We start from the raw sequence: 9,641 nt of genomic DNA, 5'->3' as shown, positions 1-9,641 counted from the left end.
GTTTGCAGGTCTGAACGGTCCTCGAATAAGATTGTTGAATGCCAGAGAGGTGGGATGTCTAAATTGCCATCTCATCCCTTTTAAACGGCCTATCTGGGACAGAGCTCTTTTGGATGGCCGAATCTCGCAGAAAATAGTTTTTGCAGCTCCAATACAGTTTATAAACGAATTCAGAGTTACAGCCAGATACACTGGCGACTTATCTGGCTGCAAATGGCATTTGGCCATTAAGGAGTGACGCTCAAGCTTCGGCTCAACTCTTTGAGCTTTTCGATGCTCTCCAGGGTCTTGACGGACTCTTTTCGCTTCTCATCCTCGAAATGCTTTATGATATCGCCCAGGGATATGGTCAGCCGGTAGACCTTCATCGGCCTTCCTTTGCCATCCTTTTTGATCTCCCTCTCCTCCACCCAGTTATTATTGCGCAACGTGCGCATGGCAATGCTCACCTCGGGCTGGCGGAGGTTGGATCCGATCTCGATCTCCCTTGATGTGGCCTCCTCCACATTGGCCAGGTAGGTGATCATACTGGCCACATTTCTGGGAATGCCAAGCTCTCGGAGAACCTCTACGAACTCCCTGTCGGCATCATCCAAAACTTTTACTGAGAATTGTCTCATAATGACCTCATTCTATTTTTGTATATAACAAATACCTTATGATATAAATAGTTTATTTCGAGGCGAGATATTCTTCTTTGACATAAGATTATACTATAGATATAAACCTCGGCTGCCATTGTTTTGCCATAGTCGTATATTATATCCATCAAATCATAGATGCAACTCTATGGTAATCGCAATGCAACAGTCAAGGAAGGCGATTTATTTTAGCGCTTAAATTGTTGTTATACTGATGCAAGTAGATAAATATTATTGAGATATTACTATTTATAATAATACAGTTTTAATTTTGATTTCACCTCAATTCGGCAGGAGGCCCCATCCTTCAGGGTGGGGAGGAATNNTGGTTGCGAAGGCCATAGACACAGTATATCGACTACAAGGCTGCCATAGCTGGTGTGCCCGTGATCTGCATTGATCCTGCTTATACTTCCCAGGAATGCCCTATCTGTCATCTTATATCTCGATCCAACCGTCCTACAAGGGACGAATTTTCGTGTGTCTGCTGCGGCTTCTCTGGTCCGGCTGACACAATCGCAGCGCGGAATATTGCGGCAAGGGTCAAATCGAATAAACTGTGCTGGGGTCGCACCAGATTTCATCTCCAGCACTTCGTCCTTTGATCGCCGGTGCAGAGGAACACGGAGGGATGATGAGAAGATAGATATATAGGCGCTCCCTCCTCTTTCGGCCATGGAAACGAGGCTTGATCCCTGGGGTGCAGTTCATGTGGAAGATTACACCAAGCTCTTCGAGGAGTTTGGGATATCGAGCTTCGATGATATCCTTCCCGAGCTGGTAGATCCTCATCGCTACATGAGGCGCAAGATAATATTCGGCCACAGAAACTACGATGCTGTGCTGGCGGCCATGAAAAGCGGCCGGCCTTTCGCCGTCATGAGCGGCTTTATGCCTACCGGCAGGGCTCACTTCGGCCACATGATGGTGATGAATGAGATCATCTGGCACCAGCAGCAGGGCGGTGATGCCTTCGCTGCAGTGGCCGATATGGAAGCCCATGCGGTACGGGGGATAAGCTGGGAGAGGTGCAGACAGTTTGGCATCGAGGAGTACATCCTCAGCCTCATCGCCCTGGGATTTCAGCCCAAAGAGAACAGCCACATCTATTTTCAGTCCAAGAACTACGATGTGCGAAACCTGGCCTTTGAGCTGGGGATAGAGGCCAACTTCTCCGAGGTCAGCGCCATCTATGGATTCAGCGGAGAGACCTGCATCTCTCATATGGAGAGCGTGATGGCCCAGAGCGCCGATATCCTCCACCCACAGCTCGAGGAGTACGGCGGGCCAAAGCCGGTGGTGATACCGGTTGGCGCAGATCAGGATCCCCATATCAAGCTCACCCGCGACCTCGCCTATCGAATGAGGAGGTTTCTAGTCGAGAGGAGAGGAGACTACATCAGCGTCCGGGGCAAGGCCGCTAGCCAGGAGTTGATGCAAGCGGCTGAATCGGCTCTGCGGGGGACGGGGCTGGGACAGGTCAAGAGGTATGAGGAGCATATCGACATTACAGACCTCCAGCTGAGAGAGGGCCAGAGGATCGATGAGGCCCAGCAGGAGATAGAGGAGTTAATCATAAGGCTGGAGACGGAGCACGGAGAGTATGGCTTCATACCCCCTGCCTCCATCTACCACCGCTTCATGACCGGCCTTACTGGGGGGAAGATGTCCTCCTCCAAGCCGGAGAGCTACATCGCTCTGACTGAGGATCCCAAAGAGGCGGCAGGAAAGATCATGCGGGCCATCACTGGCGGCAGGCAGAGCCTGGCAGAGCAGAAGAAGCTGGGAGGAGAGCCGGATAAGTGCACCATATATGAGTTCCTTCTATTCCATCTATCTGAGGATGACAAGGAGCTTTTAGAGCTTGACGCTGAATGCCGCAGCGGCAGGAGGATGTGCGGCAATTGCAAGAAGGATGTGGCCGAGAGGATAAAGAGGTTCCTTGACGAGCACCAGCAAGCCCGCGAAGCAGCGCGAGAGAGGCTGCCGGAGTTTGGAATTAGGCTTTAGGCTTTGCTCTATATGCTCTCCAGTCTTATCCTTTCTCCGACAGCCAGACCGTGGCCGGGATTGGCCCGCATGCGGATATACTGGTCACCGCAATGCACCCCAATTGCCGGGATATCCTTTTGTGCGGTGGCGCTCTCCAGTGCTAAAAGAATATTCTCATCCGGGAACCTGATTTTGTCGCCACCACGGACCTCTCCATTCATAAATACCGCAGTGACTATATCCGATCCACTGTCATAGATGCTTTTTCTTATGTCTGTGATCATAAGCAAGGTCATGGCATATTAGCCTCAATCGCTATGAACTCCCGATGTTTTCAGAAGAGGAGTCCGGCCCTGGCAGAGGCCGGAGACCGACGACAGGCGGACGACGGTAAAGGAGGTCAACCAGCTTTCTGTCGCTGTATTCCCTATAGAGATATTACTAGTTAATAAAACTTTTGCTATTAGTAGCAATATAGCTCAGAGACGGGCTTTGGAGGCGAAGAATTCGGCAATGGCATGCAAGTGCAAATCAGCCATCGATCAAGCCTGAAATTCCCTTGACCGGTCCCCGGGTTTTTCAAAATTATAAAAAATTTGAGCACAATGGCGCAGAATTGCCTGGAGCCTCATTGAGCTCTTGCCTCAGAATCATTTGCATAGCTTTGATAGAAGCTATCCGGCACCCCCTCCAGCTTTCCGGGGCCATTGATCAGGGGTGGATAGATGAATACTCCGTGCTCATCCAAATCGTAGTCCAGCCCCAGGAACCTCTGCAAGTACTCCTGATGCAGATCCTCGGGATCCAGATCTACATTGTCAGAATGAAAGATCCGCGCCAGATAGGCAGCCCCGATAAGCCCTTTGCTGGCATCGTTTCTCAGGTTACCGTTGATGATGTAGACCTGGTTGTTCTTGACAGCTGTGAGATTGGCATACTCCGGGCGACTCTTGAATGATAAAAGTGCTTGAGAAATGCCTGAGATGTCATCAGAGTCGTATCCTATTGGCGGAGTGAGAACAATGGTGATGAATATCATATAATCGGGATCGCTCTTAATGACCCATTCGGGGTCCACCTCGATTCTGTAGCTTGATTCCAGGTAGGCGGGCAGATCTTCGGCGATGCTTCTGCCTCCGGCTAAAGTAACCATCTGGCTTAAGGTATCGATCTTTGCATAGGTGAATATCGAATTATCTCCCTCTTTTGGCAGGGTGGCTATGAGCACTTTAGGCCTCTTTTCCTCGGCTAGATTCTCGGTGTATGACTTGATCTCATCGATCTTGCTGATATGCCAATCGATGTACTCCTCTGCTTGCTCTCTCGCCTGCATGATATACCCCAGCTTATGCACGGCATCGGTAAAGGAGGAATTCTCTGGATTGATCAGGTTAGGATAGTATAGTCCGGCAAAGACAACAGGCACTTCTGGCATCTTCTCTTCCTTCTCTGCGGTCTTGTTGGAGAAGGTGAGGAGGAGGTCGGGGCTCAAACTCAAAGCCTGCTCGTAGTCGGGATCTGTGGCTGGAGAGAAGCCGGATACGCTTGTCTTTTTGACCAGATCGGGAAACTCCTTCTCTGATTTGGACATGGCCAGATCCACACCCGCCACCTTATCCGTCCGTTTCAAGATCATCATCATCTCTGAATTGTCCAGGTGCTCGACGATGGCCCTTTCCACGGGCAGCCTTACCGTCACCGGCTTTCCATTTCCGTCAAGTATGGTGATATTCTCTTGAGAATCATTGATGATCATCTCCACCTGGGATATGTCATTTTCATCAACCTTACCGTCGAAATTGGCATCTGCCAGGGGAGAAGCATTAACCGATCCTGCTATTATCTCCTGGAGATATTCTATGTCCTTCATATCTATGGTCCCGTCCATATTGGCGTTGCCATAGATATGAAGGATATAGTCTCCCGCCGATGCCTGCGCCAAAAGGCCGCAGAGCATAATCACTGCTATTAAGCATCTCTTCATTTCCAGTCTCCTTATGTCAGGCCGCTCGATCATGCCAGAGCAGACCATATCGGTCGATCAAAAGCAGCCTTTTTCTATCACAATGATACTTATCAGCATATTTTACTATTTAATCATAACTATCAAAAGAAAAATATTACTAAAATTGGCCCGCATTGATAAAAATTTGGACAGGGCTTGTGCCCTGTCGACTCTTTCTTCTCAGGCTTTGGCAGCCCCTTCATAGGATACAGCAGCATAATAACCATCCGGCACCCCCTCCAGCTCTCCGGAGCCCTTGATCAGGGGCGGATAGATGAATACTCCGTGCTCATCCAAATCGTAGTCCAGCCCCAGGAACCTCTGCAAGTACTCCTGATGCAGCTCCTCGGGATCCATCTCCGCCTCATCTGGATGGAATATCCGCGCCAGGTAGGCTGCGCCAATAAGGCCTTTGCTGGCATCGTTTCTGAGGTTGCCGCTCAATATGTAGACATCGCCGTTCTGCACCGCTTTGAGGTTGGCATATTCCGGACGGCTCATAAAGGCCTCCAGAGCCTCCTTCATTCCAGTGGGATCATCGGCATCATAGCCGCTGGGCGGATCCAACACCAATCCGCTGTAAGTGGTGGCAACAACCAGCAAAACGATATAATCCGGATCTTCTTGCAAGACCCACTCCGGGTCCACCTCGATTCTATAGGTGGACTTCATAAAATCAGGCAGATCAGACGCCACCGTTCTCCCGCCGGCCAGATCCACCATGCTGGTAAGGGTGTCTATCTGGGCAAAGGTGAAGATGGTCTTCTCATCAGCTTCGGGATAGGCGGCCACCAGGACCGTCGGCCTCTCGCTATCAGGAATACTTCCTGTGCTCTCAACCAGTCTATTGAGCGAATTCATATGCCATTGGATATACTCTTCTGCATCCTGTTGCGCGTCAAGAACATAGCCCAGCTTGCGCACTGCATCGGTGAAAGCAGATGTCTCAGGTTTGAGCAGGTCGGGATAGTACAGGCCGGCAAAGAGCACTGGCACTCCAGGCAGGTTCTTATCCTTCTCCTGGGTGACATTGGAGAATACCAGGAGAAGATCGGGATCAAGACTCAATACCTTCTCATAGTCCGGTTCCTTGTGCATGGCTCCCACGCACGTCCGGTTGGACATCTCTGGAAACTCCGCCGGGGATTTGGCCACTGCCAGGTCCACCCCCACTACCTTATCCGTCTTCTTGAGAATCTGCATCAGATCGGCATTGTCCAGGTATTCGACCACGATTCTCTCCACTGGCTTATTGATGGTGATGGGCAAATCGTTCCCGTCCAGAAGGCTCAGCTCCTTCTCCGTTCCATTGATGATCATCTCCACCTGGGCTATATCCCGCAAATCAACCTCGCCATCGAGGTTGGCATCGGCCAGGCCTGTGGGACTCATATTATTGCTGATGATCTCTCTGAGGGTGGCTATATCCTCCTGGTCGATTTTGCCGTCCATATTGGCATTGCCAAAAACATGGAGCACATAGCCTGACCCCGATGACAGGGGAATGATATTGGCGAGGAGAACCAGTGCCAATACAAAGATTTTATCTGCACTCAATTATAGCATCTCCTTTCTTTTGGTAGTTGTCGAATTCATCAATCTCAGCTGAAAAATGTCATAGATCCTCTGCTTGCTCTTCAGAGAAGAAGAACGCGCCCTTCTCTCGGACATCGTAGTCCAAGCCCATCATATTCACATACTCCTGGTGAGCCGCCTGGGGGTCGATATCTGCGAATCGATCCGGATAGAACCATCTGGCCAGAAGGAGGACGGCAGAGGGGTAGTTGGGCGTTATTGCATAGTCATTGGTTATGATGTATATCCCATCGTTCTTCACGGCCCGGACCTCATCGAATCCCGGCAGGCTCCTGATATCCTGGGCGTAGCTTTCAAGGAGGCTGTCATTGACATTTTCATAAGGCCTGATCCCTGGGCCCATGGCCCGGCCTACGATGACCTCCGGATTCTGGGAGAGGACCCACTCAGTCTCTATCTCGCCATACTCGAAGGCTGTATCCTCATATCCAGGAAGGCGGCCGGCAGCGATGTTAACACCTCCTGCCATCTCCACCAGCTTGTGGGCTGCATGGCCGGTGCCAATAGCCGTTCGGGAACTCATGGGCCGGTCGCCCTCGGGCGTGCTCTCCAGGTATACCCGCACCCGTTCATTCTGGGGGATCTTCCGGACCTCATCCTCCACCTGGTCGAGGATGGCGTCGTGCCACTGCAGATACTCCTCTGCCCTATCCCTTGCACCCATCAGGATTCCCAGCAACCGGACCCTCTCTCTCATGTCGTCGGGGCCCTGGCCGCTGCACTCACAATCGAATCGCAGGACCTCAACCTCTGGGGGAAGTTTATCGTCCAGCGACTCTTCAGATGGGTACCAGGTATAAGCGAGGATGGCATCGGGATTGGTCTTTAAGACCGCCTCCACATCGGGCTCTCCACCACTGCCTATGCTCTGGTACTTGCTCAACCGCGGGAACCTGTTGGGCTGCTCAGCGAATGTGTCCCTGACCCCCACCACCTTCTCCTCTGCCCCCAGGAGCTGGAGGATCTCAGCGCACTGATGGGTATAGACCACCAGCCTCTCCAGGGGCTGCTTTACAGTCACTGTCTTATTGTCTGAATCAACGATTGTGATCTCGCTAGGGGTTCCGTTGATGATGCTCTGCACTAGTGAGATGTCTGATTCGTCGATCTCTCCATTATTGTCCGCATCAGAGAGCCATGTCGGCTCTTCGGTTCCCTCTATTATCCTCTCTAGATATGCTAAATCCTGGTCATTGATATCATCGTCGAGATTGGCATTGCCGAATATATGCAGTACATAGCCATTGCCCGATGCAGAGAGCATCAATAATGCAAAGGCCAGCATTAGTGCTTTTAAGGGTATCATCACCATCTTTCCTCTGCCCCGCCCTCCATCCTGCAGCCGAAGCGATCCATCCGGCAAGCAGGAGAAGATAGCGGTCGCATGTAGGCATATCAATCAAACCTGTATTAGAATTTAATCATAATCAAAATAAGAAAATTGTTACTGCACAGGATGAGGACTCAGGCAGATAAAAAGGCCAACACGGGAGATGTGCTGGCCGCTGCCCCCGACAGAGTAACGATGAGTTCAGATCTTCTCCAGCTTCTCTATCCCAATCTTCTTTACCGTCGGCTTCCAGATCTTATCGGGCATCCAGGCAGGAGCGTTCTTTGGCTTCTTGACCTTTCTTCTGTTGCCCTGATAGATATGGACCTTTTTTGTGCCCCTTTCCCTCAGCCTTATATCCTTGACTCCTCTGCTCGCCACTTTGAGGGCTGCTTGCCTGGGTGCCATTCCCGTATAGATGCCAACCTCATTGCCCGAAGCATCTCGGAGGGCGAAATTCCTCTTTTCTTTCAAAATATACCACCTACACAGGAATCGATGAAGTGATGATATAATATTAACTTTTCTGCACAAAGTGCTATTTAAAGCGTATGTCGTGAGCCATCCAATGCAGGCGGATGGAGAATATGGGGGTATTCGATCAGCGTCTGAATGGATAAAATCCATGGGAAACGAATACCCTCTTACCAACTCTAGCGAGCAGAAGCCAATTTATTTTCATTTACCCTCCAAAGCAAGATAATAATATGAATTTATAATATCTCCTACGACAGATTTATTAACGAGTGTAACACGACAGGATTTAATTTTACGGCGCAGGAGAAGGGCTGCGGCAAAAGAAGGAGAACATGGAAGGCTTAATCGACAAACGGATTCTGAAGTTCGCCCCTGGTGCAAGGCGCTGGATCGCCCTCACCTTCTTGTCTGGCCTGATGGGATCTATTGCCAACATCGCCCTCCTCTTCCTGGCGGGAAGGATCATCGTGGGAATATATGATGGTCGCACTCTCCTCTCCATGCTGGATCTGTTCTCAGGCATGCTGGCGGCCATAGGCCTGCGAGCCATTGCCGAGGCCTCCATAGATATCACCGCCCAGCGTTCCGCCGCCATGGTCAAGAGCAGCGTCCGAAAGAGGATCAATCAGCATCTTCTCGATCTGGGTCCCTCTTTCGTCGAGATGCGCAACACAAGCGCCCTGGCCACCACGGTCTTGGATGGAGTGGAGGCGCTTGAGGCCTACGTGGGGCTTTATGTTCCTTATATGGCTCTCTGTCTGGTTATGCCCGTTCTCCTCTTTTTGGGCTTTGCCATCTATGTAGACCTGATCTCCGCCCTGATGCTTATGGCTTTTGTCCCCCTGGTCCCCCTTTCCCTGCTGATATTCACCAATCTGGAGGAGTGGAAGGTGGGTAGAAGAGCATGGGAGACATACCGGGAGCTGTCTGCTTACTTTGCCGAGAGCCTGCAGGGACTGACCACCCTCAAGCTCTTCAGCCAGGCAGAACGCCGGGGGCAAGAGCTTCATAGAAGATCCAGGAACCTGGAGAAGGCATTGGTGCAGAGCCTGCAGCTCTATTTCGGAGCCAGTTTCGTCTCCGAGGTGGTCCCAGTTCTGGGCTACTCCCTGACCATGATCGTCTCATCATTCCGCCTCAGCCAGGGTAGCCTATCGATGGACAAACTGGTCATGGTCCTTTTGCTGGGCTCGCTCTTCTACGAGCACGTCAGCCATCTGCTTTTATATCATCACTACAGCCTGCTGGGAAAAAGAACCGCGAACGCCATATTCGAGCTATTAGATCAGATGCCTGAGGTCCGGGATGGCCAAGATACAGCACCTTCTGCTATTGAGCCGGAGATCAGGTTTGAGGGGGTTCACTTCGCTTATCACGGCGATAGGCCGGTTTTGCATAACATCTCGTTTGAGGTGAAGCCAGGCAGCACTGTGGCTTTGGTTGGGGCGACAGGAACTGGCAAGAGCACAGTCATCGATCTTCTCTTCCGCTTCCACGATCCCCAAGAGGGCAGAGTGCTCCTGGGGGGCCATGATATTCGCAGCTTGCCCCTCAATTTCCTGCGCAGCCAAATGGCTCTGGTTGCTCAGGAGTCCTACCT

At 51.2% G+C, this 9,641-nt stretch carries 9 protein-coding genes; 3 read left to right on the top strand and 6 right to left on the bottom strand.

Going from position 1 to position 9,641, the window contains the following annotated elements:
* Positions 1-227: 227 nt before the first annotated feature.
* Entirely contained in the window at positions 228-620 is a 393-nt protein-coding gene (locus BP822_RS03290) for a hypothetical protein (protein ID WP_013719691.1), read from the bottom strand.
* Positions 621-994: 374 nt separating this feature from the next.
* Between BP822_RS03290 and BP822_RS03285 the strand changes: the two genes are divergently transcribed.
* A complete protein-coding gene (locus BP822_RS03285) occupies positions 995-1,246 on the top strand; it encodes a zinc ribbon domain-containing protein (RefSeq protein ID WP_083804701.1) in 252 nt (83 codons plus the stop codon).
* Between the two features lie 70 nt (positions 1,247-1,316).
* Positions 1,317-2,651, top strand: coding sequence for a tryptophan--tRNA ligase (locus BP822_RS03280; protein WP_286877735.1), 1,335 nt, complete (start codon positions 1,317-1,319; stop codon positions 2,649-2,651).
* Between the two features lie 8 nt (positions 2,652-2,659).
* Here the strand turns inward: BP822_RS03280 and BP822_RS03275 are convergent, their stop codons facing one another.
* The 5 genes from BP822_RS03275 to BP822_RS03255 all read right to left on the bottom strand — a co-directional run bounded on the left by BP822_RS03275 (position 2,660) and on the right by BP822_RS03255 (position 8,038).
* Complete coding sequence (locus BP822_RS03275; protein WP_048132243.1) at positions 2,660-2,929, bottom strand: hypothetical protein; 270 nt, start codon at positions 2,927-2,929, stop codon at positions 2,660-2,662.
* Between the two features lie 332 nt (positions 2,930-3,261).
* Positions 3,262-4,617, bottom strand: a complete 1,356-nt coding sequence (locus tag BP822_RS03270; RefSeq protein WP_157863755.1) for an ABC transporter substrate-binding protein — start codon at positions 4,615-4,617, stop codon at positions 3,262-3,264.
* 201 nt (positions 4,618-4,818) lie between these two features.
* A complete protein-coding gene (locus tag BP822_RS03265) occupies positions 4,819-6,195 on the bottom strand; it encodes an ABC transporter substrate-binding protein (RefSeq protein ID WP_273278286.1) in 1,377 nt (458 codons plus the stop codon).
* A 58-nt stretch (positions 6,196-6,253) separates the two neighbouring features.
* Positions 6,254-7,633 (bottom strand): ABC transporter substrate-binding protein, encoded by a 1,380-nt coding sequence (locus tag BP822_RS03260; protein ID WP_232844271.1) that lies wholly within the window; start codon positions 7,631-7,633, stop codon positions 6,254-6,256.
* A gap of 132 nt (positions 7,634-7,765) precedes the next feature.
* Positions 7,766-8,038 (bottom strand): non-histone chromosomal MC1 family protein, encoded by a 273-nt coding sequence (locus BP822_RS03255; RefSeq protein ID WP_013719696.1) that lies wholly within the window; start codon positions 8,036-8,038, stop codon positions 7,766-7,768.
* A gap of 335 nt (positions 8,039-8,373) precedes the next feature.
* On the opposite strand from BP822_RS03255, the gene BP822_RS03250 reads away from it, so the two are divergent.
* On the top strand, positions 8,374-9,641 hold a 1,268-nt coding region (locus tag BP822_RS03250; protein ID WP_286877734.1), incomplete at its 3' end, for an ABC transporter transmembrane domain-containing protein.

Source organism: Methanosaeta sp. UBA458, assembly GCF_002496085.1.
GTDB lineage: Archaea > Halobacteriota > Methanosarcinia > Methanotrichales > Methanotrichaceae > Methanothrix > Methanothrix soehngenii.
Note: the sequence above shows the minus strand (reverse complement) of the source record. Positions and strands in the feature narration are given on the sequence as shown.

What these genes read in the sequence shown, in the direction of transcription:
- BP822_RS03290 (WP_013719691.1), bottom strand. Translation starts at nt 620, where the DNA reads ATGAGACAATTCTCAGTAAAAGTTTTGGATGATGCCGACAGGGAGTTC.
- BP822_RS03280 (WP_286877735.1), top strand. Translation starts at nt 1,317, where the DNA reads ATGGAAACGAGGCTTGATCCCTGGGGTGCAGTTCATGTGGAAGATTAC.
- BP822_RS03275 (WP_048132243.1), bottom strand. Translation starts at nt 2,929, where the DNA reads ATGACCTTGCTTATGATCACAGACATAAGAAAAAGCATCTATGACAGT.
- BP822_RS03270 (WP_157863755.1), bottom strand. Translation starts at nt 4,617, where the DNA reads ATGAAGAGATGCTTAATAGCAGTGATTATGCTCTGCGGCCTTTTGGCG.